The 24,947-nt window shown below is 55.3% G+C and carries 21 protein-coding genes; 16 read left to right on the forward strand and 5 right to left on the reverse strand.

The features are described from left to right. Window positions 1-183 precede the first annotated feature (183 nt). From KHU30_RS17955 to KHU30_RS17970, 4 genes are all read left to right on the forward strand, one after another. A complete protein-coding gene (locus tag KHU30_RS17955; RefSeq protein ID WP_211443989.1) occupies window positions 184-2,388 on the forward strand; it encodes an OsmC domain/YcaO domain-containing protein in 2,205 nt (734 codons plus the stop codon). A gap of 225 nt (window positions 2,389-2,613) precedes the next feature. Then, the gene (locus KHU30_RS17960; RefSeq protein WP_211443990.1) at window positions 2,614-3,042 is read left to right on the forward strand and encodes a VOC family protein; all 429 of its coding nucleotides are present in this window, start codon (window positions 2,614-2,616) and stop codon (window positions 3,040-3,042) included. Between the two features lie 127 nt (window positions 3,043-3,169). Beyond that, window positions 3,170-3,607, forward strand: coding sequence for a hypothetical protein (locus KHU30_RS17965; RefSeq protein ID WP_211443991.1), 438 nt, complete (start codon window positions 3,170-3,172; stop codon window positions 3,605-3,607). Window positions 3,608-3,865: 258 nt separating this feature from the next. Then, window positions 3,866-4,243 (forward strand): VOC family protein, encoded by a 378-nt coding sequence (locus KHU30_RS17970; RefSeq protein ID WP_211443992.1) that lies wholly within the window; start codon window positions 3,866-3,868, stop codon window positions 4,241-4,243. A 115-nt stretch (window positions 4,244-4,358) separates the two neighbouring features. Here the strand turns inward: KHU30_RS17970 and KHU30_RS17975 are convergent, their stop codons facing one another. Continuing rightward, a complete protein-coding gene (locus KHU30_RS17975; protein ID WP_211443993.1) occupies window positions 4,359-4,607 on the reverse strand; it encodes a DUF3297 family protein in 249 nt (82 codons plus the stop codon). Window positions 4,608-4,934: 327 nt separating this feature from the next. Here KHU30_RS17975 and KHU30_RS17980 point away from each other — a divergent pair, with 327 nt between their 5' ends. From KHU30_RS17980 to KHU30_RS18015, 9 genes are all read left to right on the forward strand, one after another. After that, window positions 4,935-5,366 (forward strand): hypothetical protein, encoded by a 432-nt coding sequence (locus KHU30_RS17980; RefSeq protein ID WP_211443994.1) that lies wholly within the window; start codon window positions 4,935-4,937, stop codon window positions 5,364-5,366. A 489-nt stretch (window positions 5,367-5,855) separates the two neighbouring features. Then, window positions 5,856-6,386, forward strand: coding sequence for a hypothetical protein (locus tag KHU30_RS17985; protein ID WP_211443995.1), 531 nt, complete (start codon window positions 5,856-5,858; stop codon window positions 6,384-6,386). 57 nt (window positions 6,387-6,443) lie between these two features. Continuing rightward, window positions 6,444-6,614 (forward strand): NMCC_0638 family (lipo)protein, encoded by a 171-nt coding sequence (locus tag KHU30_RS25785; RefSeq protein WP_407928102.1) that lies wholly within the window; start codon window positions 6,444-6,446, stop codon window positions 6,612-6,614. A 57-nt stretch (window positions 6,615-6,671) separates the two neighbouring features. Beyond that, window positions 6,672-7,346 carry a hypothetical protein gene (locus tag KHU30_RS17990; protein WP_211443996.1) on the forward strand — a complete coding sequence of 225 codons (675 nt, stop codon included), beginning with the start codon at window positions 6,672-6,674 and terminating at the stop codon, window positions 7,344-7,346. A 254-nt stretch (window positions 7,347-7,600) separates the two neighbouring features. After that, window positions 7,601-7,963 (forward strand): hypothetical protein, encoded by a 363-nt coding sequence (locus KHU30_RS17995; RefSeq protein WP_211443997.1) that lies wholly within the window; start codon window positions 7,601-7,603, stop codon window positions 7,961-7,963. A 193-nt stretch (window positions 7,964-8,156) separates the two neighbouring features. After that, window positions 8,157-8,744: a hypothetical protein gene (locus KHU30_RS18000; protein ID WP_211443998.1), complete on the forward strand. Its 588-nt coding sequence runs from the start codon at window positions 8,157-8,159 to the stop codon at window positions 8,742-8,744. Window positions 8,745-8,835: 91 nt separating this feature from the next. After that, window positions 8,836-9,219, forward strand: coding sequence for a VOC family protein (locus KHU30_RS18005; RefSeq protein WP_211443999.1), 384 nt, complete (start codon window positions 8,836-8,838; stop codon window positions 9,217-9,219). Between the two features lie 521 nt (window positions 9,220-9,740). Continuing rightward, complete coding sequence (locus KHU30_RS18010) at window positions 9,741-10,109, forward strand: hypothetical protein (RefSeq protein ID WP_211444000.1); 369 nt, start codon at window positions 9,741-9,743, stop codon at window positions 10,107-10,109. Between the two features lie 12 nt (window positions 10,110-10,121). Further along, window positions 10,122-10,505 carry a hypothetical protein gene (locus KHU30_RS18015; protein ID WP_211444001.1) on the forward strand — a complete coding sequence of 128 codons (384 nt, stop codon included), beginning with the start codon at window positions 10,122-10,124 and terminating at the stop codon, window positions 10,503-10,505. A gap of 717 nt (window positions 10,506-11,222) precedes the next feature. Here KHU30_RS18015 and KHU30_RS18020 read toward each other — a convergent pair. After that, entirely contained in the window at window positions 11,223-13,583 is a 2,361-nt protein-coding gene (locus KHU30_RS18020) for a DNA polymerase II (RefSeq protein ID WP_211444002.1), read from the reverse strand. Window positions 13,584-13,886: 303 nt separating this feature from the next. On the opposite strand from KHU30_RS18020, the gene KHU30_RS18025 reads away from it, so the two are divergent. After that, complete coding sequence (locus tag KHU30_RS18025) at window positions 13,887-14,378, forward strand: MarR family winged helix-turn-helix transcriptional regulator (RefSeq protein WP_211444003.1); 492 nt, start codon at window positions 13,887-13,889, stop codon at window positions 14,376-14,378. 186 nt (window positions 14,379-14,564) lie between these two features. Continuing rightward, on the forward strand, window positions 14,565-14,990 hold the full coding sequence (locus KHU30_RS18030; protein WP_098495642.1) for an organic hydroperoxide resistance protein: 426 nt from the start codon (window positions 14,565-14,567) through the stop codon (window positions 14,988-14,990). A gap of 68 nt (window positions 14,991-15,058) precedes the next feature. Here KHU30_RS18030 and KHU30_RS18035 read toward each other — a convergent pair whose 3' ends face one another. Beyond that, the gene (locus KHU30_RS18035) at window positions 15,059-15,355 is read right to left on the reverse strand and encodes a VF_A0006 family four-cysteine protein (RefSeq protein ID WP_211444004.1); all 297 of its coding nucleotides are present in this window, start codon (window positions 15,353-15,355) and stop codon (window positions 15,059-15,061) included. Window positions 15,356-15,580: 225 nt separating this feature from the next. Continuing rightward, on the reverse strand, window positions 15,581-18,205 hold the full coding sequence (locus tag KHU30_RS18040; RefSeq protein WP_230427449.1) for an FtsK/SpoIIIE family DNA translocase: 2,625 nt from the start codon (window positions 18,203-18,205) through the stop codon (window positions 15,581-15,583). A gap of 814 nt (window positions 18,206-19,019) precedes the next feature. Here KHU30_RS18040 and KHU30_RS18045 point away from each other — a divergent pair. Then, window positions 19,020-21,794 (forward strand): TonB-dependent receptor, encoded by a 2,775-nt coding sequence (locus KHU30_RS18045; RefSeq protein WP_230427450.1) that lies wholly within the window; start codon window positions 19,020-19,022, stop codon window positions 21,792-21,794. A 183-nt stretch (window positions 21,795-21,977) separates the two neighbouring features. Here the strand turns inward: KHU30_RS18045 and KHU30_RS18050 are convergent, their stop codons facing one another. Beyond that, window positions 21,978-24,647 (reverse strand): IPT/TIG domain-containing protein, encoded by a 2,670-nt coding sequence (locus KHU30_RS18050; protein ID WP_211444007.1) that lies wholly within the window; start codon window positions 24,645-24,647, stop codon window positions 21,978-21,980. Between the last annotated feature and the right edge of the window lie 300 nt (window positions 24,648-24,947).

Genomic DNA, 24,947 nt, shown 5'->3' on the forward strand with positions numbered 1-24,947 from the left:
TGCTTGCCGATTGCGGAGCTTGGTTCGGAGACGTTAGCGGCCGATAATATTTACCGGTGATTGGCGGCTTCCGAGTGTGGATTCAAGCGGTGGGCGCAGCGATTGAGGAAACCAGCGATACATTTTGCACGGCACCGGCGTGGCGGCGGATAATAGCGGCTACATCAATTTTAGAGTTCCCCCATGGAAATTAAGGTCAACTTTCTCGATAAGCTGCGTCTTGAAGCCAAGTTCGATGACTTCACGGTAGTGGCCGACCAGCCTATCCGCTATAAGGGCGATGGCTCGGCGCCCGGCCCTTTCGACTATTTTTTGGCTTCATCGGCCTTGTGTGCGGCTTACTTTGTGAAGTTATATTGCGTAACTCGCAATATTCCTACCGAAAATATCCGCCTGTCGCAGAATAATATTGTCGATCCGGAAAACCGCTACCAGCAGATTTTCAAGATTCAGGTTGAATTGCCGGCGGATATCTCTGCCAAAGACCGCCAGGGAATTTTGCGTTCCATCGAGCGTTGCACGGTGAAAAAAGTAGTGCAAGCCGGACCCGAGTTTGTCATTGAAGAGGTAGAGAACCTGGATGCAGATGCCCAGGCCTTGCTGACATTGAAGCCGTCTTCGGACGTCAGCACCTATATTGTCGGCAAGGACCTGCCGCTGGAGCAAACCATCGCCAATATGTCGGGCGTTTTGGCGAACTTGGGCATCAAGATTGAAATCGCTTCGTGGCGCAATCTTGTTCCCAATGTATGGTCGCTGCATATCCGCGATGCGCACTCGCCGATGTGTTTTACCAATGGCAAGGGAGCGAGCAAAGAAAGCGCGTTGGCGTCGGCCTTGGGAGAGTATATCGAGCGACTGAATAACAACCATTTCTACGCCGGCAGTTTTTGGGGCGAAGACATCGCCAGCGCGGCGTTTGTACATTACCCGAACGAGCGCTGGTTTAAGCCAGGCCCTAAAGATAAGCTGCCAGCTGAAATTCTGGATGCGTATTGTCTGCGAATTTACAATCCCGACGGCGACTTATTTGGCTCGCATCTGATCGATACCAACTCCGGCAATGCGCAGCGCGGCATCTGTTCGCTGCCGTATGTGCGACAGTCGGACGGCGAGGTGGTGTACTTTCCATCCAACCTGGTCGAAAACCTCTACGTCAGCAATGGCATGAGTGCCGGCAATACGCTGGCTGAGGCGCAGGTGCAATGTCTGTCGGAAATTTTCGAACGGGCGGTAAAACGCGAAATCCTGGAAGGTGAAATCACCTTGCCTGATGTGCCGCAGGAAGTGCTGGCGAAATACCCTGGCATTCTGGCCGGCATTCAGGGCTTGGAAGAGCAGGGCTTTCCGGTGCTGGTGAAGGATGCGTCGCTGGGAGGGGTGTACCCGGTGATGTGCGTCACCTTGATGAACCCGCGGACAGGTGGCGTGTTTGCTTCGTTCGGCGCGCACCCGAGCCTGGAGGTGGCGCTGGAGCGCAGTCTGACGGAATTGCTACAGGGCCGCAGTTTTGAAGGCCTGAACGAATTGCCGCGGCCCACCTTCACCAGTGAAGCCGTGACTGAGCCAAACAACTTTGTCGAACACTTCATCGATTCCAGCGGTATCGTGTCATGGCGCTTTTTCAGTGCCAAAGCGGATTTCGATTTTGTTGAATGGGATTTTTCCGGCCAGGGTGAAAACTCTAATGCCGAGGAAGCCGCAACCCTGTTCGGTATTCTCGAAGACATGGGCAAGCAGGTGTATGTGGCGGCGTATGACAATTTGGGCGCCGTAGCCTGCCGGATTCTGGTGCCCGGTTATTCGGAAATATACCCGATAGAAGATTTGGTCTGGGATAACACCAACAAGGCGCTGTTGTTCCGCGCCGATATCTTGAATCTGCATCGCCTGGACGATGCCAGCCTGGAAGCGCTGCTTGAGCGTTTGGATAACAATGAGCTCGATGAACATTCTGACATCGCGACATTGATCGGAATCGAATTTGACGAGAATACGGACTGGGGGCAACTGACAGTTCTCGAGTTGAAGCTGCTGATTCATCTCGCCTTGCAGCAATTTGAGGAGGCGCACGAGCTGGTGGGAGCCTTCCTGCAGTACAACGACAATACGGTCGAGCGCGGATTGTTTTATCAGGCCCTGAGTGTGGTGCTAGAAGTGCTGCTGGATGACGACCTGGAACTGGACGATTACGTGGTCAATTTCCGCCGGATGTTTGGCAACGCCCGGATGGATGCGGTAATGGGCTCAGTGGACGGCAGCGTGCGCTTCTTCGGGTTAACCCCAACGAGCATGAAGCTGGAGGGTCTCGACAGGCACCAGCGCCTGATCGATAGCTACAAGAAATTGCATAAGGCCAGAGCCGTTGCGGCGGCTACAGCCAGTTAGGGTTGCGAGTCATGGCTGGGGGCGCTGATGCCGTTCATCCCCCAGCGTTCGATACCAGAGCGACCATCTGTGCCGGTATGCTTCATGTTTATGGACGCGCAAAGCCCAAATGTCGTGCGCATAGAACGCTAGGGCGGCTCGCTGGGAGCGTAGCCGGCGGCGGAAATCGGTCACAATCGGCCACTCAAGAAATCTTCTGAAATCGCGCACAAAAGGAGGCCAGTCATGAAACCACGCATTACCGTCCTTACCCTCGGCGTCGATGACCTCGAAAGATCGCTCCGCTTCTATCGTGATGGCCTGGGGTTAAAAACAGAGGGCATCGTCGGAACCGAGTTCGAGTACGGTGCAGTTGTGTTTATCGAGCTGGAGGGAGGTCTGAAGCTTGCTCTCTATCCGCGCAAGAGCCTTTCTCTCGACTCCACACTTCCACTCGGGCAGCCCAGCGCAACCGAACTCTCCATCGGCCACAACGTCACCTCCAAGAAAGAAGTAGACGTCGTCATGGATCAGGCGCGCAAGGCCGGGGCGGTAATTGTCAAACCGGCTCACGACACCTTTTGGGGCGGCTATGGAGGCTACTTCCAAGATCCCGACCAGCATCTCTGGGAGGTTGTATGGAATCCGCAGTGGCTGGCCGAAGGCGAGGCATGACCTTGCATTCCATGCGACCTGCGCGAAAAGCCGTGCAGGCGCCGCAACTCCACCTTCTTGCGCGTCCGCTTAGGGGCGATGACAGTGGTTCGCGGTAGAACAATACGGTTCTTTTACTAAGTCGATCATGCGCGCTTATCTGATTCCACTATTTGTATTGCTGTCGACACTCGTCGGCTGCAGCACGCCTTCGAAAACGGCAATCGATAGCATCCAGGTCGTTGCCGAAAGTGGCGCTAACCAGAACACCACGACCGCGCTCGACATCGTGTTCGTGTACGACGCCACTTCCGCAGGGCTGCTACCGAAAACCGGACCTGACTGGTTCGACAAGAAAGCCGCATTGATTAATGGACTGACGGCCGGCATCGAAGTCGTATCGCTGCAGGCCGCGCCGGCGATGATCGTCAACGTACCGCTGCCGAAACGCCATAACGATGCGATCGGTGTCTACAGCTTTTCCAATTACATCGCTGCCGCCGGGCAGGCGCGCGGCAACCTCACGGCTTACAAAACAATGACGATACGGCTGACGCCTGACAACGTCGTTTATTCAGGCCGCTAGCGCCGCGTTGGTATGGAATCGCGATCTCGATCGTTCAATTTATCGACCATGTAGCCTAGGTGACGTTATTGAAGGTCCGTTTTCGCCAACTCCGGCTATTCGCGCCGCGCTCTCGCCTAACGTTGTTTTGGCAATTTTTGTGTGGCAGCATACGACGTCAGATTCAAACTTCCGCTTTCAGGCATCTGATATTCAGTGGCTAGAATTTGCATGACGGGATTTTTAATTGCGTTAGCCCTACACATTTCTGGAGAAATTATGTTTGACCACGTTAAATTCGGAGTCAGTGACTATGCAGCAAGCAAAGCATTCTTCCTCAAGGCTCTCGAACCGCTTGGTGTCGTGATTGACACGGACTGGCCGCAGACCTGCGGTGTCGAGCTTATCGGCCCAACGAGTAAGGCTTCGTTGTGTCTGTACCAAACCGACGAGAAACCGGCACATCTTCACTTGGCGTTCACCGCCAAGAATCGCCTGCAAGTGGACGCTTTCTATCGCGCAGCCCTGGAGGCAGGAGGCAAAGACAATGGTACGCCTGGTCTGCGCCCGCGCTATAACGCGAACTACTATGCAGCTTTTGTCATTGGTCCCGACGGGCACAACATCGAAGTGGTTTGCCAAGAACCTGAGGCGTAGCCGTAGACGCGAACAGGCCAAAAGCAGACGTGTAATCGCCATCGAAAAAAATGCTGGCGCACACGGCCTTGCAGATAATCAAAGAAATTAAGAAATGCTAATCAAAGAACAGCGCCTACCGATAGAAAGGTTCGACCGTGCCTTTTACTTTAGTCATTAAGGGGTTGCCCTTCCGATCTAACGCCTTTCCGGCCGGGATTTTAATCCATCCCTCGCTGATGCAATATTCCTCAACTTCGAAGCGCTCTTTATCGTTAAGTTTAATACCAACATCATGTTCAAATATGGCGGCATTATAGAAAGGGCTACGAGGATCGACTGAGAGTCGATCAGGAAGTGGGGGGCGGTTTTGGATATCGTTCATGGCTACAATTATCAACTATAAGATTAACCAAAACAAATTTTTTGCGTGGTTTCGCTAAATCACTTGCTTGACCGCACTCGGCCATTAGCGGTCTTAGGGAAAACTTCCGCAAAGCGGAAGTTTGCTTCACGATGTAAAGGTATCCTGATTTGGAAGTGCGTGTGCCGATCAATCGCAGCAGAGCACTTCACTATCTCGAACTGATGGCCGGGCCTTGTCCCAACCTAGGGCTTTGGCAAATTATCAATTCCCCTTCAGTATTCTATTCACGACATGAACACATTTCGCCTATCAAATTTCCCATACACGTCGTCCGATTATCGCGCCATGTTCAAGGAAGAAGAAATTGAGATCCTGCCATATCGCAAAGGCGGCTCTTACAGATTGGAGAATGGCGTATTCGTCGCGGCGCCAGAGGCAGGGAATGGCACAATACATTTACCCACGCAAGAAGAACACGGCATATACAAAATTAGGGCTGGTGACGTGGATTTTGACATTGAACTTGAGTCGTCGAAGGGGAGCGTATATCCAGAGCTGGTGGAAGTCGCCAAGGACGTCTTATACCAAATCGTCGAGATGGATTCTGCCGCAAGGTCGGTCCCTACGAACTTTGATTATGATGAACATCTAGCCTACATAAGAATCTCTCGATCCGAGGTTGAGCTACACTACTTTGCCACCATCGCCAATACTGAGTGGGGTGCATACTTCGTTCGAGATGCGCATGGTAAGTTCCAATTCGAACTATTGGGATAATTTTGATTCTCGCGATCGACGTGCATTACCCGAGCCGGGGGAGCAGAGTGGCAACATTTCGACTTGTTCATGACGGATTTTGTTACAGGGATTTGACCAAGAAGTTCGCCTGTCAGATACTCCACTCGAATTTCCCAGGGCAGTTTCCTCATTTTTTACCTAGGTACTAGCGGCTTACGACGTGCCGTTTTGGTCGAATTGAGCCTTTCGCTACTGGCTCAAAACGGCCAAGTGCGGGCATTCTTGGATTTACACGAAACTAGTCAGCCAAGTGCGAGAAGGGCACTGCGGCTGCCTAGGCAGTATGCAGCTGCCACAAGTCCTAATTTGTTGTTTTTAACAAAGATTTAATCCTGTCTGAATGTACAATGCGTGAATCGCAAACCTAGGCAGAAAAACTCTCCTACTCAAATTCAAGTCTTGGCCTTATGGCCTAGCCGATGTCGGTAATTAGTAAAACGGCACTCAATAAAAATGTAGGTTTATTACATGCGCAAACGCTCTTATGTCACCCGTGCTGCTGTGGCTGCTATTCTTGCTGGCGGACTAATTGGCATCACGCAAACGGGCCGTAAAGATCTGTCTGCGGAATCTCGGGTGAAGGTGATATCCGTCAGTGCCCCACTCGATGCAAGTGACCAAACGTCCCCCTTTGTTCGAGGAGCCCTAGAAGGCGATGAATTGCATTTGACGATTAGGAGCTGGTTCTATCGAAGTGGCGAATTAGACACTCCTTATATATCAGAAGACATTCAGAAGAACGGAGTGCTACACATTGAAGTACGACATGAATTCGGATTTTTCGGAACGAAATGTGAGTATTTGCGGCAGGTGAAGATTGCTGTTCCTGCAGTGCGTTGGCGAAGTCTTAGTTCGATTCAAGTATTCAATGAGGATATCGGTGAAATGGTTGGTTCCCCGATGCCACTCGGAAGCGAAGATGCCCTTGCGGCTCTGCGTGCGGCGTCGCGTAAGAAAAGTGTCGCTAATGATGGCAAGACGATGGCCAATGCGTGCTGAGCCCAATATAACGCTCTACACTGCCATCTACGGTGCCGGTAATCCGAACTTGGATTGATGTCACTATTGAGTCCGCAATCGGCCACAGCTAACGGCAAAACGCATACCATTTCCTATGTATGGTCTTTACCCCAAGTCGCAAAGAAAATGATGTTCACCTTGACGACTGCATATTCTGAAAACGTGCAGATCCAGGTGATGGCATCAACAGCTAATATCAGTGATTAATTGGCCGTAATCGGCCAGATGCAGTCATTTACCAATACATCTCAATAAGGTAAGTCAATGGGATTTCTACTAGGGAATGGATATTTTGCCGGTCCGCCTTCCGAGAGTGGGGCATTAATGATCGGGGGACGTACTTCATTGAGAGGGGCCGTTTCCCCGAATACCGGTTTAGCACTTACTCAATTTGCGCGCATTAGCCTAGGGCCAGGAGGTTTTTTAGTTCCTGGTTGGACTTTGCCGGAGATGCATTTTTTGTACAGCTGGAAATGCAAGATTCACGAAGGTGATTTTAGCTACAGGTACGTAAATGGTGAGATAGAGATTGTGGAATTTTGCAAAGGAACAGATGATTACGATGATTTCCCTTACGAAAATTACCCTCCCTTTTTCGAGCAGGTTCGATTAAGTTTGCAGCGGATTGAAAAAGAAGATCAGTCCATAATTCTTAAATTGAATGAGGTGGATTGCGAGCCTAATTTTAAGTTTAATGATACACGCGCCAATCAACTATCGGTACCAACGCATCAGTTCGGAGGTGTTCCTTATCTGCACTTTTCAAGCGCACATAGGAAGGATTGTGTAATTTGTGGGCACGAAATTCCGGTGGTGGCGTCAATTGGGAATAATAGTTATTCAAATAATGAAGGATTTTCGGGGAATGATTTTGTGCAAGTTGTTTATTGGGCCTGCTCATCTTGCAATGTCTTATCAGCCTCGAATTTTTGTGATTGACGGTAATTCAGAAATGACCGCCCGTGTTTGATTTGATTAGGAATTTCAATGACAGTAAACGGCCAGGAGCGGACAATTGAAATTCACATCAAAATACGAACTCCACCGAAATTTGTTTCAAGGTTATTGACTCTGCCGACAGATTTGGAGCGGCGAATTCTCAGCAGCTGGACTTCCTGTGTTCGGTGCTAACCGCAGCTAATCAACAACCATTAACTAAAATTTCTTAACGCTCTACATTGATCGGAGTGTAATTGAAAAATATTCTTTTTTCATTGATTACATTTTTTATGGCGGCTTGCGCGCAGGGTAGCGAGATGATTTTAGAGTCTAAAGACGTGCAATTTTTTAAAATGGTTGAGGCCGTCTCTTCATCGTCCCCTATACTTGAAATATCGGGACTTGCTTTTCATAGTTCGTTGGCGGTAAGCGAGATGACAAGTAAACTAGAAAACGAATCTCTTTCTATCTTCGTTCATTTGGTTCCTGTCAAAAAGGGATTGTCTGGCAATTTTACTTACGAGATACCAGTTCTTTCAGGGGTGAATGAAATACGGTTTGGCAACCAAGCAGTTGTTATTTGGAAGCGAGGCTACGGACCGACCTCCCCGAAATGACCGTTTTATCTCATAGTTGGTTTGAATATCTAAGGATATTCTCTGACAATCGCAGATGCCGCTACCAATTTGCTGAGCACGTCACGAATTCCGAATGCCCGCTTTGTAGAAACGCGAAGGGCAACTTGGGGTCGAGTTTGACCTGTCGCGACTGGCTCAACACGGCCAGGAGCAGCCGCTCCAGCGAATCCAGATGAAAATCAAAATGCAAATGATCACAAGTAAGTTCGTGCGAATGTTTTCAAGCGCATTCAAGGGAATGCCAGCTGATTTTCCGAGTTCTCTCACTAAGGCTCAGGCACTTGCTCAATTGCAAGGACTTACCAAATGGCGTCCTGGAAAGCCCGATATCGTGGGGGTAGTGGGTTCAGAGGAGGTCGAATTACGGATCTCGCATACCTTCAGGCGTAACAATGGCACGAGATTCCAAGGACATTTGCAAGTAAATGGGGAGCAGTCGTCATTGGTTGGAGTCTTCGAGTCTTCCGCCTACTGTCGCTTAAGTATGGCGACTGCCTTGGGGGTTCTGGGCCTCGTGTCGTGCGGCGGGTTGATCGGCGGACTTCATACAGTTTTCGCGCGCGCATCAAATCTGAGCCAAGCATCGCAACTCGTTGTGTTTCTGTTGTTCTGGATGACATTGGGCGGGCTGTTCGGGTGGCTATTGGTTTGGAATGCCTCTCCGGCGCGTGATGACGTTGTGGCTATCACTGCCGCTATCCATGAGGCACTGCACGGCGATCGGGAAGATTCGAGCGAGGTGTCTGACGGCCATTTTTAGGCAACCAGACCGTCCCTTTAGGGTTGGCCACAGCCTGATGCGTCAGGCCAGATTTAGCCGATCGCGGATATTGTAATAAGGAGGGCGCAACGTGAGCGTGCAGCTAAACCATACTATCGTCTGGTGCCGTGACAAGCAGAAATCAGCAACATTCTTCACGGAAGTGCTGGGCCTGCAATTCGCCACCCGATTCGGACCAATGCTGGTCGTTCAACTCAACAATAACGTTTCACTCGACTTCTACGAGAGCGATGGCGAGATTTCGTCTCAGCATTATGCCTTTTTGATAGGTGAAGACGATTTCGATCAAACTTTTGCCCGCATTCACGATCGAGGCCTGCAGTATTGGGCCGACCCAAGCAAGCACCGGACTGGAGAAATCAATCGGAACGATGGTGGCCGCGGGGTGTATTTTGAGGATCCTGACGGTCATCTCCTTGAGGTCATTACTCGACCCTATGGGAGCGGCGGGTAGATGGTGCGCAGGGCGAAGGTAAACGTGGCCGCGTGGTAGGCCTTTAGATATTAGCGCTATGCCGCAAGAGTGAGACGTTCCAGAACGATGCCCTAGCCGGTTCTATCCTTGTGAGCGCAGTGGATGTCGCCGGCGACACCGCTTGTAAGGCCAAGCAGTTTGTAGAGCACCGTTCGATGATTGCGGATTTTCGCGCGAAGGCGACAACGGACGATAGCAGCTATCCATTATTTTCTGGGGTGTGCTGATATACCAGTTGTCGCATGGCGAAATGCTGGTGTGTGGTCGAAGTGCTACACAATAAATGTCACGTAGTGTTAAATATTGGGTGGATGATTGGGCCAGCATTGTGGCATTCGAGAAAACTCAAATATCTCTGATAAAGTCATTCAACTTGAACGGCCGCAATCCACGGCCAAATGCGGATGGTCGAATGGGCCCGTTAAACTGATGGCGATTCCGATTAATCCATAGGGCCGTTGCATACGTTTCAATTTTAGCCCTCACTTAAACGTTCCCACATGACTACCTATCTCATAGGAATGCTGTACCACGAGCCGGAAACATGGGCGCTTTTTCAACAGGGTATCGTAGAAGATTGTGAGTCATCGACGGGTATCTTTGTTGATGCAAAATCTACTGACGAAGCTAAAGCTTGGGCAGAAATAGTAGCTGAGGCACTCCTTCGCAAGTCAAACGGCGACGATATGTTGGACTGGAAAGGTCTAGGCTATACGTGCTGGCTTGAAGAGAACCCAGATAACTCTGACTGGCGACACTGCCTATCCTTCTTTCAGACAGTCAGAGTTGGCGAATGGCCAAATCTTGATGCTATGGGCAGTTCCGCTTATTCCAGATGGGCCAAAGAAAATGGTGTTGAGTATTCCTAATTTGGATTCGCAATGGCCACACGAAAAAACAAGTTTTCCACCGAGTTGGATATGGACCAAAAAAAAGACGGCCCGATAGCTGGCCTAGTAATGATTATTTTTGGGGTTGGTTATCCTTGCTACATGTTCGATACTTGGATCCACTTGGCTCCTATAGCTATTGGCAGATACCATCATGCCATCATTACATGGGAAGCACGACCAATACTCTATTCAGTTTCTATGGCCATGACCATTATTGGCTGTCTTGGTGGCGTTTGTTATGGGTTATCACGCATAGTCAACTATCGTTATTTTTTGATTCGATTTTTCAGACGCCGCAACTCTGTCACCAGGACCGATCCTACCCGGCTGATCGAATTGTCGAGTGACAAAAAAATAGATAATTGGTTTTAGATTGTATGAGTCTAATTTCTTTGAAGTCGGGCAGTTAACTCCCGCTATCGGTCAATACGGGACGGTCGAAAGTGCCTGCTAACTGGTGGCGCTTCGGATTGCTTACGTAAACATCATCCCCATTAGGATTTTGCACCATGAAATTATCGCCCCTCTTGTTGGGACTCGTCGTGACACCAGTTTTCGCGGCGGGGGGGCTTTAGCGGAGGCCAATCTGTACAATCCCGAGCGAGCTACGAAGCTGTAATCCATAACTCATCTACTTCGCCGTCTTATGTCTTGATTACGGTAGTAGAAGCCAGAACGGAGTCAGCGCGATCAATTTGCACCACGGCCAATCTTTTGATAGGTGCTATCAACATGGAGTACGGTTTTGGGCACGACAGGGCAGGTTATTCCAAGTCCGATGAGATTGCTTTATCAAATCAAACATACGTATTTCGTTTCACAAAACAAGATGCCCTTAATAACGTCCCCTTCACCTAATCTGCCAGCCAGACTATAGATAACCAGCCTCTCGTTGAAAAATTTCCATCGACGGCTGCTCTGTTCAATCAAGCCGCCGTTCGTTTCAATGCGGACGAAGAGTGGATTTTGCGTGGAGCTTGTTGGCGTTCCGTCGAAACGCGGTGGCCGGGGAAAATTTGAAACAGCCGGTGAATCAGCGCCGAGACCATCCGATTTCCGACAGCGGATTGCCGCTGACAATTTGCGACTTTAAAACAATTCCTTCTGCCCACCCACCAGCGTCGCAAAATTATCATCCAGAAACGGCAATATCGCATCCGCCAGCGGTTGCAGCTGCCGGGTCAGGTAGTGGTCGTAATCAATCGCCGAGCGCTGCGTTTCCAGCGGCTCCGGGCCGGCCGTTGTCATTACGTAGTTGATCCAGCCGCCGTTCTGGTATTGCAGCGGCCTGCCTTGCGCGCGGTTGAATTCGTCGGCCATGCGGGCGGCGCGTACATGCGGCGGCACGTTGCGTTGGTAGGCTTCCAGCGGACGCCTTAGCCGCTTGCGATAGACCAGCAAGTCGTCGAACTCGCCGGTCAGCGTGCGACTGACGTAGTCGCGCACATAAGCCTGGTAAGGTTCGCGCTTGAAGATGTGCTGGTAAAGCTGCTGCTGGAACTGCTTGGCGAGCGGCGTCCAGTCGGAGCGCACCGTCTCCAGTCCCTTGTATACCATCTCTTCCGCGCCGTCGGCATTGACGATCAGGCCGGCGTAGCGCTTCTTGCTGCCCAGTTCGGTGCCGCGGATGGTCGGCATCAGGAAGCGGTGGTAGTGGGTGTCGAACTCCAGTTCCAGTGCGGATTCCAGACCCAGGGTTTGCTGCAAATGCTGGCGCCACCAGTTGTTGACTTCTTGCGCCAGTGCATTGCCGATCTGCGTCGCTTGCTGTTCGGTATGTGGTTGTTTCAGCCAGACGAAGGTGGAGTCGGTATCGCCGTAGATCACCTGGTAGCCCTTGGCTTCGATCAGCTCGCGCGTCTTGTGCATGATTTCATGGCCGCGCATGGTGATCGACGACGCCAGGCGCGGATCGAAGAAGCGGCAGCCGGTCGATCCCAGCACGCCGCAGAAGGCATTCATGATGATCTTCAGGGCTTGCGACAGGGGCTGGTTATGCTGGCGCTTTGCCGCTTCGCGCCCTTGCCAGATCTGGCTGACAATCGCCGGCAGGCTGTGCTTGCTGCGCGAGAAGCGGGCGCCGCGGAAGCCCGGCACGGAATCCTGGCCAGCAGGATGGCGCATGCCTTCGATCAGACCGACCGGATCGATCAGGAAGGTGCGGATGATCGAGGGGTACAGACTTTTGTAATCCAGCACCACGACCGAATCGTACAGTCCCGATTGCGAATCCATCACAAAGCCGCCGGGGCTGGATGCGTCCGCGACCTCGCCCAGGTTGGGCGCGACATAGCCTTGGCGGTGCATATGCGGCAGATACAGATGGCCGAAGGCGGCCACTGAACCGCCGCTGCGGTCGGCTGGCAAGCCGGTCACGGCTGCGCGCTCCAGCAGGAAGGGCAGCAGCTCGGTCTTGGCGAAGATGCGCGTCACCAGCTCGCAGTCTTTCAGGTTGTAGGTCGCCAGCGCCGGCTTGTCCTCGGCGAAACGGCGGTCGATTTCCGCCATGCGCTGGTAGGGATTGGTGATGGACTTGCCTTCGCCCAGCAAGGCCTGGGCGACATACTCCAGGCTGAAGGAGGGGAAATTCCACATCGCCGATTTCAGCGCCTCGATGCCGTCGATGAGCAGGCGCCCTGCGGCGGAGGCGAAATGATGGTTCGGCTTGAAACCATGCTCGCGCCACTCCATCTGGCTGCCGCCGCGGCCGATGCGCAACGGTATCTTGTATTGCTCGGCATGCTTTTGCAGCACGCGCAGGTCGAACTGCACCAGGTTCCAGCCGATGATGGCGTCGGGGTCGTGCCGCTCCAGCCATTGGTTCAGCTTTTCCAGGAGGAGCGGGCGGCTGTCGCAGTATTCGAGATCGAAGCCGATGCCGCTGGCGTTGCCGTTGGGCGGGCCCAGCATGTACACCTGGCGCTGGCCGCAGCCTTCAAGTGCGATCGAATACAGGTCGCCGTGCGCGGTGGTTTCAATGTCGAGCGACACCAGCTTCAACTGCGGACGATAGCCGGCCGCCGGTTTCATAAAGCTGTTGAGCATGGGGCCGTGGGCATTCGCTTCGCCGTCGAACCACACCGGCGCCGTAATGAAGCGCTCCATCAGATAGCGTTCCGGCGGACGAATATCCGCTTCGTAGACATCGACGCCAGCTTCCCTCAACAGTTTTTCCAGCTTGATCAACTGGCGGTGCTGCTGCAAATACAGGCCCAGCACGGGGCGGCAATGGAAGTCAGTCAACTGCAGCTGGCGCAGCTCGTAGCGGCGTTCGTTGCGCAGCACGCTGTCCGCCAGCTGCTGCTGCTCAGCTGGAATGAATGCCACCGATTCCTGCGCGGACAGGCGGATGTGCTGCGGACCGTCGTCGGTCGCCAGCCAGAACTCGACTTCCGTGCCAGTGGGGGTGTCGCGCCAGTGTCTGGTTAAGAGAAAACCTTGTTGTGCCACGCTGCGACCTTTTATAACGGCTTATATTTATTGAGGCATCGGCGCGATGCGGGGATCATGTATTGCAATAATACAAGTCCAATTATCCAAGATTTCATATGCGGCAGCACGCAGGGAATAGCAGAAGTTTGTCCGGTTTTTTAAATGAACATTGGACTGCGGATTGCACGGCGCGGCGTGTAATATATTCTGCATCGACGTATGGCTTGTTGGCGGCGCATAGCTAATAGCAATCGCATCGATAGTTTTAAATGTAATTTAGATTGCTTGCAATTTAATTTCGAGCGCTATATTATTCAAGCCATGGAAACCAGTAAACATTATTCGCCGATTGCAAGCCTCCCGCCCGAGCTACTCGGTCCGGAAAGTCTGCTGCTGGACAACCAGCTATGCTTTGCCCTGTATTCGGCATCGCTGACCATGACCAAGATTTACAAGCCGCTGCTGCAAAAAATGGGCCTGACCTATCCGCAGTATCTGGTGCTGCTGACCCTGTGGGAGCGCGATGAGGTCACCGTGTCGACTCTGGGCGAACGGCTGTTCCTGGATTCCGGCACCTTGACGCCTTTGCTCAAGCGCCTGGAAGGCAGCGGTTTTTTGCGCCGCCAGCGGGCGGTGCATGATGAGCGCCAGGTCATTGTCAGCCTGACTGCGGCCGGTAGAGACCTGCGCAATGAAGCGCAGGCGATACCGCAGCACGTGAGTTGCAGCGTAGGTTGCTCACTGGATGAAGTAAAAATGCTGACCAGGGAATTGCAACGCCTGCGCGCGGCAATGGCGGGTAATATCGAGTAGTCGCATGGTCAAAGTATGTTATTTTATGAAATACATTGTTAGCAATATAATTGCGTAATCTGTATCATTGTTTTAGAATTTTCATTCTTGCGTCATCTAAGTGTTGTACTTTTTTATCCGGATCGTCAGTACGGCCGACTGGTCTGGTCCAAAGGATTTTTCAAACGGCCAATAAAGGAAATCATCATGTCAGTCGAAAAAGTTCTGTATCGCGCCCAAGCCACAGCAACCGGAGGCCGCGACGGCCGCGCTGTTTCATCCGATAACGTGCTGGACGTCAAATTGACCACCCCGAAGGAACTGGGCGGCGCCGGCGGCGTGGGCACCAATCCTGAACAACTGTTTGCAGCGGGCTATTCGGCTTGCTTCATCGGCGCCATGAAATTCGTCGCTTCGCAAGAGAAGATCCATCTGCCAGCCGACGTGGCGATCACGGGCCTGGTCGGCATCGGCCAGATTCCAGGGGGCTTCGGCATTGAAGTCGAACTGCAGATTTCCTTGCCAGGCATGGAAGCCGGCGCGGCGGAGGACCTGGTGAACAAGGCGCACAAGGTATGCCCTTACTCCAACGCCACCCGCGGCAATATCGACGTTACCCTGACCCTGGTGTAACAAGAAAGGGCGAATGACGGAGGTCATTCGCCCTGTGGCGCAAATAAGGCTTATACGCTGAAATTGCGTTACTGCTGACTGCGTCTTTGGCAGGCTGCTGCGATGTATTGGGCGGCCTGGTCGTTTTCCACGCCGGGCAGGTTTTGCAGCAGGCAAGCTTGATAGGTTTTTTCAGCGCTCTGCAGGAAGGCGCCTTCTTTGTATAGTTTGCGGCAGGCGTTGACAATCATGTCCGAGGCCTGGCCGGACTTGGCGTTCCGCAGATACTGCAGCACGCATTCGTCATATTGCTGGCTATCGAACGCCATTGCCGGCGCCGCCGAAAACGCCATCATGGCCAAGAACACATATGTCGAATATTTCATGGGCTGCTCGTCAGGCGTAAAAGTCGGGGAGCCTAGAGTATACATTTCGGGCAGCCGGACACGACTGCAATTCGATTAATTTTTGATGAAGACCCAGGCCGGGGCTGCGGCGTTTTCCTAGGCGGAGACTTGCGCAACAATGCCCAAGCGCCGGGTTTGCGCTGCAAGCTGGACCGGCATGCGGCGAGCATCAGCGACAGCCGTCGCCGCAGGAGATGCGGCCGCTTATTCGGCCTGCGCCGGCGTCAATACCTCGCGGCTGCCATTGGTCGCCACTGAAGAAACGATGCCGGCGGCTTCCATCTGCTCCACCAGCCGCGCTGCGCGGTTGTAGCCGACACGGAACTGGCGCTGCACCGAAGAAATCGATGCGCGCCGGGTGCGGACGACGAAAGCAACTGCTTCGTCATACAGCGGATCCGCTTCCACATCCTGGCTATCGCCAAGTAGGTCGGTGCTGGCGCCCTCGGCGGGTACGCCGGCGAGGATGGCTTCTTCATATTCCGGCTCGCCAAACTGTTTCAGATGTTCGACCACCCGGTGCACTTCCGCATCCGAGACGAAAGCGCCGTGCACCCGTTGCGGATAACCGGATCCCGGCGGCAGGAACAGCATGTCGCCGTGGCCGAGCAAGGCTTCCGCGCCCATCTGGTCGAGGATGGTCCTGGAGTCGATCTTGGACGATACCTGGAACGCCACGCGGGTCGGGATATTGGCTTTGATCAGCCCGGTGATGACGTCGACCGAAGGCCGTTGCGTCGCCAGGATCAGATGGATGCCGGCGGCGCGGGCTTTTTGCGCCAGGCGGGCGATCAGTTCTTCGATCTTTTTGCCGGTCACCATCATCAGGTCCGCCAGCTCGTCGATGATCACCACGATCAAGGGCAGGGTGGAAAGCGGCTCCGGCGCATCGGGAGTGAGCGAGAACGGATTGCTGACTTTTTTGCCGCGCAGGTTGCCGTCGCGGATCTTCTGGTTGAAGCCTGCCAGGTTGCGCACCCCCAGCGCCGACATCAGCCGGTAGCGCTTGTCCATCTCGGCGACGCACCAGGTGAGCGCGTTGGAGGCCAGTTTCATGTCGGTGACGACCGGCGCCAGCAGATGCGGAATGCCTTCATAGACCGACAGTTCCAGCATCTTGGGATCGATCATGATCAGCCGCACTTCTTCCGGCGTGGCTTTATAGAGCAGCGACAGGATCATGGCATTGATCGCTACCGATTTGCCGGAGCCGGTGGTGCCGGCCACCAGCATGTGCGGCGCCCGCGCCAGGTCGGCGACAATCGGCTTGCCAGTGATGTCCTTGCCCAGCGCCAGCGTCAGGTGCGATGCCGAATCCTGGTAAGCGGGCGACTCCAGTATCTCGGACAAGCGGATCATTTGCCGCTGCGGATTGGGCAGCTCCAGTCCCATGCAGGTTTTGCCGGGGATGGTTTCCACCACGCGAATCGAAGTCAGCCCCAGCGCGCGCGACAAGTCCTTCATCAAGCCGACAATCTGGCTGCCGCGCACGCCCAGCGCCGGCTCTACTTCGAAGCGTGTGATCACTGGGCCGGCGTCGGCGCCCAGCACGGTCACCGGCACCTTGAATTCTTTCAGCCGCTGCTCGATCAGCAAGCCGGTTTCCGCCAGGCGTTCTACCGGGATGTCGATCAATTCGTTGACTGCCGGGTCCAGCAAGTCGAGACCGGGCAAATCGATCCGTAGTTCGTGCAAGGGATGGAAGGAGAAATCGGCTTCGCCATCATCGATGACGGCAGCGGGCGTTTGGGCCGGAGCGGGCGGCGGCGCCATATAGGCGGTTTGCGCGATGGCGGCGGCAGGATGGGCAGGCGCAGTTTCAAACGGTGCGGGCCGCATCTGCAATGCCGCTTGCGGTTTGTCTATCGGGTTTTCGGGCAGGGCGGCGAAGCTATCGGCGGCGAGTGTGTCCGTTAGGGCAATTGCCGCCTCAGGCAGGGTTGCGGCATCCGGCTTTTCTGAAAATCCCGATATGGATGCAAATGGCGCTGCATCGGCCGCATGTGCAGGCGTCATCGCGGTATCGTCTGCCAGCGGCCGCGATGCTGCGGGAATCGCGCTGGCTGCAGCTGCTGGAGAAAGCGGGCGGGTGCTGATGATCCTGGTTGGCGACGCCGGCCGATTCAGGCTGCGCTCGGTTTGACGGATATGCATCGCATCCTTCCGCGCGGCGCTGGCGGCTCTTGCCTGCTGCGCCATCTTTTCGCGCGCCAGCATGGCCGGCGTCGGAATGATGCGCTCCACCGTCGCCCACTCGGCCATGCTTCTGGCGGAAGCGGGCATCTCGGCACGTTTGGCCGGGACGCTCGATCGTTTGCCCGGGACTTCCGGCAGATCGGAACTGGATGGCAGCTGCCAGGATTTTCTGCTGCGCGGCGGCGCCGCAATGCTTTCACGTGCGCGCGCTTGCCGCACAGTGGAGTGAGACGAATGAGACGGGTGAGGTGGGGCCGTCGTCGCGGCAACCCGTGTTTCGCGTGGCGTATCGGCTGGCTCTGTCTTGCCAGGGAAAAAACGCCGCAGCGCAGGATGGATGTTGCCGATAGAGGTCAGCCATGTGCTGCCAAACAGCCATGACAGGGCGAGGACGCTGACGGCCAGCATCGCCAGCACACCGCCGACGCTGCCAAGCACGTTCATCAGTCCCTGGGCAATCGCGTAACCGGCGTGGTCGCCATCGGGAGGGCCGGATTCGCCGGTACGCAAGACGGCTTCCAGCGCGCTGCTGCCGCACAGTATCAACAGGGTCCCCAGCCACAGGCGGATCGAGCCGGGGCCGCGCAGCGCGCTCGCGCCCGAGCGGCGCGCCTTCAGTACACGAACCAGCATGGGAGCCAGCCAAAGCAAGGACCATCCGAACCAACTGAAAACTGCTATATGCATACTCAAATTCAACGAAAAATCAAGGTCCGGAAAGCGTGTGGCTTGCGCAAATCATGTTGCGATATCGCAGGCCGCGCCGCTGCCGCTTGGCAAGGGTGACCTGACAGAGGTTTGTCTGACGACCTGAAATCAAAGTAGGTGATATTAACCGAAAAACCAGTCGCTGTTTCCCTCCGGGTTGCTTGCCAATAACTTGTTTTTACATAAATAGAAATGTAACGAAAATTGCATCGTCATCAATGCGGATTACTGCTGCAAAGCGCAATAGCTGTCTGCAAACATCGGCATCGCTGACAAATAGCGATCGCAAGCACATTCATCTAAACGTCAACTTGTCTTTTTACGACAGCATCGATGTTTTTCAACAACTCGCTGTCTCATACATGTAACTAAACATTTCTATTTGTAACTATACAAAATTATTTGTAACAAAAGGTATCATTTTTAGTATAGATTAAACATGCGGTGTCTTGGTGCGCGGCAATTAGTTGCGTCAATGCACCGCATTGTCATTAGTTGTACAAAAGCCAAGCCATGCAGCTGATGGCAAGTCCGGGGAAGACCAGATGATGAGGAAGACCTTCTGGTGAAGTATTCGGTTTACCTCTCCGCAAGTGCTTAGCAGGGATGTCAAACCGCAAATTGCATCGTCTACAAGGCGATCTGATCAGCCTGGTTTGATTACACAAATAATTAAATTCTTAACTCTAATTAACTCTAAAAACGATAGGGGGTTTTGCTTATGATCAAGGAAAGAAAATTGTCACAGTCGCTGCGGCTTGCATTTTTTACCGGTGGCGTGGCAATGGGGGTCGGCATGATGGCGCCGGCCGTGCATGCGCAGGAGACAAATGACGACAAACCGATGGGACGGGTTGAAATCACGGGTTCGAACATCAAACGGACGCAGCAGGAAGGACCGGCATCGACGCAAATCCTGACGCGCAAGGATATCCAGCAATCGGGCAAGACATCGGTAGCCGATGTCGTACGCAGTCTGTCCGCCGATAACAACGGTTCCATCAGTTCATCATCGACCAATGGTTTTGCGGGCAGCGCTTCCGGCATTTCCTTGCGTGGCTTGTCGGTCAATTCAACGCTGGTGCTGATCAACGGCCGCCGCACCGCGCCTTACGGTTTGGGCGATGACGGCCAGCGCAGTTTCGTCGACCTGAATTCAATTCCGCTCGGCGCTGTGGACCGCATCGAGGTACTGAAGGACGGGGCGTCAGCGATCTACGGTTCGGATGCGATCGCCGGCGTGGTCAACATCATTCTGCGCGAAACTTTTGAAGGCAAGACCATCTCCGGTTCGCTGGGCACTTCAGGCCACGGCGACGGGACCTTGCGCAGCGTATCGGGCACCTTCGGTTTCGGCAATCTGGAAACCGACAAGTACAACTATTTCTTCAGCATCGACGCCAAGCAGAGCAATGCCATCTGGCAGAAGGACCGTCCGGAATACCTGGGCCAGGCTGATGCCCGTCCATGGGGCGGACGCGACCAGCGCTCCGGCGCCACCACCAGCAGCGGCGGCGGCGGCAACAGCCTGGTTGGGACGGTACGCCCGGTCAGTGCAAGCGGCGGCACCATTCCTGGCCGCGGCGTGCAGAACCTGCCGGGCTGCGCCAATATCGACACCGGCACGTCGATCAATTCCGGCGGCGGTTGCCTGTTCGATTCGATCCAGGACGGTTACCAGACCGTACAGCCGGAAACGCAGAATATCAATATCTACGGCCGCGGCACCCTGAAACTCAGCAGCGATACCCAGGCCTACGCAGAAGTCGGCTTGTTCAATTCGAGCGCCAAGACGCTGACCACGCCGTCGGCGCTGACCGGCACCGGCCTGGACCTGGCCGGGAATCGCGTCAACAACACCCTCAGCGGCCCCGATCAGCTGCTGCTGCCGATCGGCCATCCGGACAATCCGTTTGCCAACAACCGCGCTCGTCCGCGCTGGGTGGATCCAAACCGGCCGCGCAGGAGCGACCTCGATACGACGGTGACGCGCTTGCTGACCGGCGTCAAGGGCAGCGCTTTCGGCTGGGACTATGACAGCGGCATCCTGTATGCGCAAAGCAAAACCGAGCGTACCTTGAACGGCTACTATCGCACCAGTGCATTGAGGACGGCGCTAGCCGACGGCTCTTTCCGCATCGGTCAGGCTGGCGCGCTGAATTCCGCACAAACCATAGGCCTTGTATCGCCGGAACTGAAGAACTCGGCGACCACCAAACTCGCTTTATGGGACTTCAAAGGCACGCGCGAATTCGGCCATTTGCCGGGAGGGCCTATCGGCATAGCGGTCGGCGGCGAGTTCCGCCACGAATCGACGGATAGCGAGGCGACTCCGTTCACCAAGACAAACGATATCGTCGGCCTGGGTTATGCTTCTGCACGCGGTTCGCGCAACATCAGCTCGCTTTACACCGAGTTGGCGCTGCCCGTCATCAAGCAGCTGGAGTTCCAGCTCGCCTTGCGCACCGACCAATACTCCGACGTTGGAAATTCCACCACGCCTAAGATCGGCTTCAAGTTTACGCCTATCCAGCAACTGGCTTTCCGCGGCACCTATGCCGAAGGTTTCCGCGCTCCGGGACCGGCCGAGAGCGGCGACAGTGCTGTTTCCGCGTTCAGCACCTACTCGCGTGATCCGGTTCGCTGCCCTGTCACCAATCTTTCTGCCGATTGCAGCGATACCAAGAGCATCAACGTCGCGACGCTCAGCAACAATAGCCTGAAGCCGGAAAAATCCCAGAGTTACAGCCTGGGCTTTATCCTGGAGCCGATCAAGAACACCAGCATTTCGGTAGACTACTGGCGCATTGTCCGAAAAAATGAAATCACCGGCGCCGACACCGTCTCGTTGATCGATAATCCGTCGAGTTTCCCCAACGGCTCAGTGGTCCGCGGCGAACCGACTGCGGATTTTCCTAACCTGGCCGGTCCTATCCTGCTGGTCAAGGCGCCGTATATCAATGCCGGCCAGACCCGTACCAGCGGCATCGATATCGATCTGCGCAGCCGCTTCGATCTGAGCAGCTACGGCCGCCTTACCACCGGCCTGACCGTCTCGCAAATGTTCGAGTTCAAACGCACCACCAACGGCGAGACGAAAAACTTTGTCGGCACGCACGGCGACACTAGCCTGTCCGGCAACGGCGGCACGCCGCGCACGCGCGCCTCCGCTTCCGTTGCCTGGGATCGTGGCCCGTTCAACGTCACCACCTCGGTTAACTATGTCAGCGGCATCGAAGACAAGAATCAGGCCGGCGGCCCATGCCTGGACCTGGATCCTGTCACAAACAAGCCGTTGCTGAATTGCCGCGTAGCGTCATTCACGACGGTCGACTTGTTCGGCCGCTGGGATGTGAGCAAGCAATGGCAAGTCACGGCGGCGGTCGCCAACCTGTTTGACCGCCTGGCGCCGCTGGACGTGCAAACCTACGGCCGCATCAACTACAACCCGTCGCTGCATCAGTCCGGCGCGGTGGGGCGTTACTTCACAGTGGGTGCTCGCTACACCTTCTAAGAGCAGCCGCCAATTGATTGGAACAATAAAAACGCCAGGGAGATTCCTCTCCCTGGCGTTTTTTTTTTGACTGCTGTTTCGTTGTTTCAGCGACAGGCCCGATTCGCAGCAGCCTTGAACCGGCTTGCTGCTGCGAGGAGATCGGCCGGATCACGTGCATGATCCAGCCATTAGGCGGTTCGGTCAGTGCGGGAAGCTCACCAGGCGTGCCTGTATTGCCGACGACAAGCTCAGGTCAAAGCGGCCGCCGCTTGGCAAGGCCTTGATGTCAAACGTTGCGCTGCCGTTTTGCAGGCCGTTGCCGAGCACGGTTTTAGCGCCGTTCGGCGCGATATACATCAGCGACAGGAATGGTTCCAAAACAGCATTCCAGGTGACGCTCAATTGGCCGTTCTGGACATTCCAGCCAACTGAAGACGCCATTGCCTGGGCATTGCCGGCGGTAGCGCTGGACGCTTTCGCGCGTTGCACCTGGCCAGGCTGGCGCATGGTTTGCGGTTGACCGTTGTACAGCACGTCGACAGTGGCGATCTCGCCCGGGTTCGGCAAGCTGACCCAGAAATGGCTGGTTTTGTCGGTGGTGTCGGCGACGCTGACCGGTTCAAACGGCAAGGTGTAGGTCTGGCCCGATACGGTCAGCACGCGCAGCGCATAGGCCGATTTGGCGGTCGCGGTATCGAGGCGCAATTTGGTCGCCGAGGCCGATGCCGGATGCAGCAGCACGCCTTGCGCAGTGATCTCGCCGGCGATGGTCAGGTAACCGTCCGGCGCGGTGGCCATGCTGGCGGTGGAGCCGAGCACCAGCGGCTGTGGAATCGCAGTGGTGCGCGACTCGGCGAATTGCTGCGCCCGGACGTAGCTGAAATCGGAGAACCAGGTGCCACCGCAGTAACCCATGACATCTTTCATCTGCGTGTTGCTTGGCGTGAGCGGTGCGCTCAGCGTACCAATCTGCGTGTCGCTGTCATACAGACTGTTGTAGACCGGCAGCGAACTCAGGTCGGCGTTAGTGTTGGGAAAGGCCGGATCCGGACTCGCAGCGCCGCCGCAGGGGGCGTGGCTCAGGGAATGGTTGTGTCCCATCTCGTGGACCATGATGGCCTGCCATTGCGGCCAGTTATTGTTGAACGGATCGCCCTGGCCGGCGCTGCTGCTCCAGTCCAGGCCAATCGCCGCGACCGCGGAATTGCCGCCGTTGGCACGGTTGCCTACATAACCCAGGCCGGCAACGAATGAACCGGGGATCGGCGTGTACATCGGCACCAAGCCATAGTAAAAGGCATTCTTGTCTTCCGTTTCACGCGTGCTTTCCAGCTGGCTCAGTGCGGACGACCAATCCATCGACGTGGTGCTGCTTGCGCCGCTGATTGTCAACGGCGCGTGGCTCTGCACGACGATATTGCCATTGGCGTACGGATAGACCCGCGCCAAGGCTTTTTGCACATCCGACAGCGAGGGCGGCAGGACACCGGTAGCGCCGCCCACTGTCAGCGGCACCAGCACCACGCGCATGCTGGTCGGCGCGCCGACTACCGGCGATGCATCCTGGCTGGCCGGGCTGGTGCTGGCGCCTGCCGCTACCTTGATGCTCACCTTGACGCCAGGCTGTACCCAGGCGGCAGGCATGACAGCATTGAAAGTGCTGTTCAGGTTGTAGTCGTCTTTTGCGGTAGGCAGGTTGGCCGGGCCGTTCATCGCCAGCGTGCCAAGCGCTACGCCTGCCTTGCTGGTGGCTGACAGGTTCACCAGCGGGCTCTTGGCGCCTGCGGCCGGCGCCAGTACGGTTGCCCGCACCAGGGCAGGGCGGCCCGGAGTGAGGCGCAGCGTCAGGTCGCTGGCGCTTTTATCGAATACATGCACAAAGTCGACGCCGCTGATCCACAATCCGACGTTGCCGGTGCTGTCGATCGTGCCGGCGTTGATGGCTGCCTGGCCGGGAGCATTCAATGTCAGCGTGCCGCTGCTTCCCAAGGCAACGCTCAACACCAGTTGCGTGTTGCTGCTGCTGACGATGGTGGCGGTGACATTGCCTACGGTGGCCGCGGTGACGCTGCCCAGATTGGTTCCTGTTACGGTCAGTACCACTGTGCCGCCGCTGCTGGCGGTTTGCAGGGCGGTTGCGGTGACTGTCGGCACGACGGTAAACGCGCTGGCGCTGACCACTTCCTGATTGGGATCTATCACGGTCAACGGGCCCGATGCCGCGCCCGGCGGCACGACGAAGGTGACGGCGCTGCTGGAGGCTGTCGTTACCGAGGCCACCGTGCCATTTGCAAAGCGGATATTCGTCGCTGCCGCCAGGCCGCTGCCATTGATTGTCACGCTGCTGCCGACGATGCCGAGCTGCGGCAGCACGGCAACAATCGACGCCGGACGATAGCTGTGGAGTTGATAGGAAGTATTGACCGGAGCACCGTTGACGATCAGCGTCAGCACACCGGAAATCGGCTGCGCCGGCATGGTCAGCGTTACAGCGCTGCTGGAGCTGCTGACTATCGCCAGATTGGCGCCGGCAATCTGATAAGCGCTGGCCAGATTCAGGTTCTTGCCCTGGATCGTGAAGTTGGCGCCGACCGCCACGCTGCCGGAGGAGACGCTGGTGACCAGCGGCGCCGGCAGGCTGGAAACAAAGGTGGTTGACGATTGCACCGAGAATCCCGGGCCGGATACGGTGATCGCGCCGCTCACGGAGGCGGTCGGGATAGTAATCGCAATCTGGCTGTCGCTGACGATGGAAAAGGTGACTGCAACGCCGCCGATGCTGACCGCCGTCACTTTTTGAAAGCCGCTGCCGGTGACAGTAATGATTGCGCCGGCGGACGTGCTAGGGGCCGACACTGCTGCAATACTCACGGCAGCAGCTGGGGTCGGGGCGGAAATCGAGTTTGGCTTAGATGCCGTGTTGTCGCTTGATCCGCCGCCGCCACCGCAACCGGAATGGCTCAGCGTCATGCCGAGCAACGCTAAAGCGAGAATAATTCTTTGATTTTGCATGTTGAAGCACTGCCTTTGAGCTATCGAGAACTTGATGGTTTGATTAAAAGAGGAAAGGGGCCGCCAGCGGCTTCGCGGCGAAATATTGCTTTATAGGAATGGCGAGCGAGATTGTAGGTGCGAAAGATACTTGCCGTAAAGTATTGTTTTCCGACGTGT

Origin of the sequence: Collimonas humicola (assembly GCF_018304945.1) — a bacterium.
In the GTDB taxonomy this organism is placed as follows: Bacteria; Pseudomonadota; Gammaproteobacteria; order Burkholderiales; family Burkholderiaceae_D; genus Collimonas; species Collimonas humicola.

Bases quoted from the DNA above. Each gene is read 5' to 3' on its own strand.
- KHU30_RS17970 (WP_211443992.1), top strand. From the start codon at position 3,866: ATGTTTGACCACGTTAAATTCGGAGTCAGTGACTATGCAGCAAGCAAA.
- KHU30_RS18000 (WP_211443998.1), top strand. From the start codon at position 8,157: ATGAAAATCAAAATGCAAATGATCACAAGTAAGTTCGTGCGAATGTTT.
- KHU30_RS17990 (WP_211443996.1), top strand. From the start codon at position 6,672: ATGGGATTTCTACTAGGGAATGGATATTTTGCCGGTCCGCCTTCCGAG.
- KHU30_RS18015 (WP_211444001.1), top strand. From the start codon at position 10,122: ATGGCCACACGAAAAAACAAGTTTTCCACCGAGTTGGATATGGACCAA.
- KHU30_RS17985 (WP_211443995.1), top strand. From the start codon at position 5,856: ATGCGCAAACGCTCTTATGTCACCCGTGCTGCTGTGGCTGCTATTCTT.
- KHU30_RS17980 (WP_211443994.1), top strand. From the start codon at position 4,935: ATGTTCAAGGAAGAAGAAATTGAGATCCTGCCATATCGCAAAGGCGGC.
- KHU30_RS17965 (WP_211443991.1), top strand. From the start codon at position 3,170: ATGCGCGCTTATCTGATTCCACTATTTGTATTGCTGTCGACACTCGTC.
- KHU30_RS17960 (WP_211443990.1), top strand. From the start codon at position 2,614: ATGAAACCACGCATTACCGTCCTTACCCTCGGCGTCGATGACCTCGAA.
- KHU30_RS17975 (WP_211443993.1), bottom strand. From the start codon at position 4,607: ATGAACGATATCCAAAACCGCCCCCCACTTCCTGATCGACTCTCAGTC.
- KHU30_RS18040 (WP_230427449.1), bottom strand. From the start codon at position 18,205: ATGCTGGTTCGTGTACTGAAGGCGCGCCGCTCGGGCGCGAGCGCGCTG.
- KHU30_RS18025 (WP_211444003.1), top strand. From the start codon at position 13,887: ATGGAAACCAGTAAACATTATTCGCCGATTGCAAGCCTCCCGCCCGAG.
- KHU30_RS18035 (WP_211444004.1), bottom strand. From the start codon at position 15,355: ATGAAATATTCGACATATGTGTTCTTGGCCATGATGGCGTTTTCGGCG.
- KHU30_RS25785 (WP_407928102.1), top strand. From the start codon at position 6,444: ATGTCACTATTGAGTCCGCAATCGGCCACAGCTAACGGCAAAACGCAT.
- KHU30_RS18030 (WP_098495642.1), top strand. From the start codon at position 14,565: ATGTCAGTCGAAAAAGTTCTGTATCGCGCCCAAGCCACAGCAACCGGA.
- KHU30_RS18010 (WP_211444000.1), top strand. From the start codon at position 9,741: ATGACTACCTATCTCATAGGAATGCTGTACCACGAGCCGGAAACATGG.
- KHU30_RS17955 (WP_211443989.1), top strand. From the start codon at position 184: ATGGAAATTAAGGTCAACTTTCTCGATAAGCTGCGTCTTGAAGCCAAG.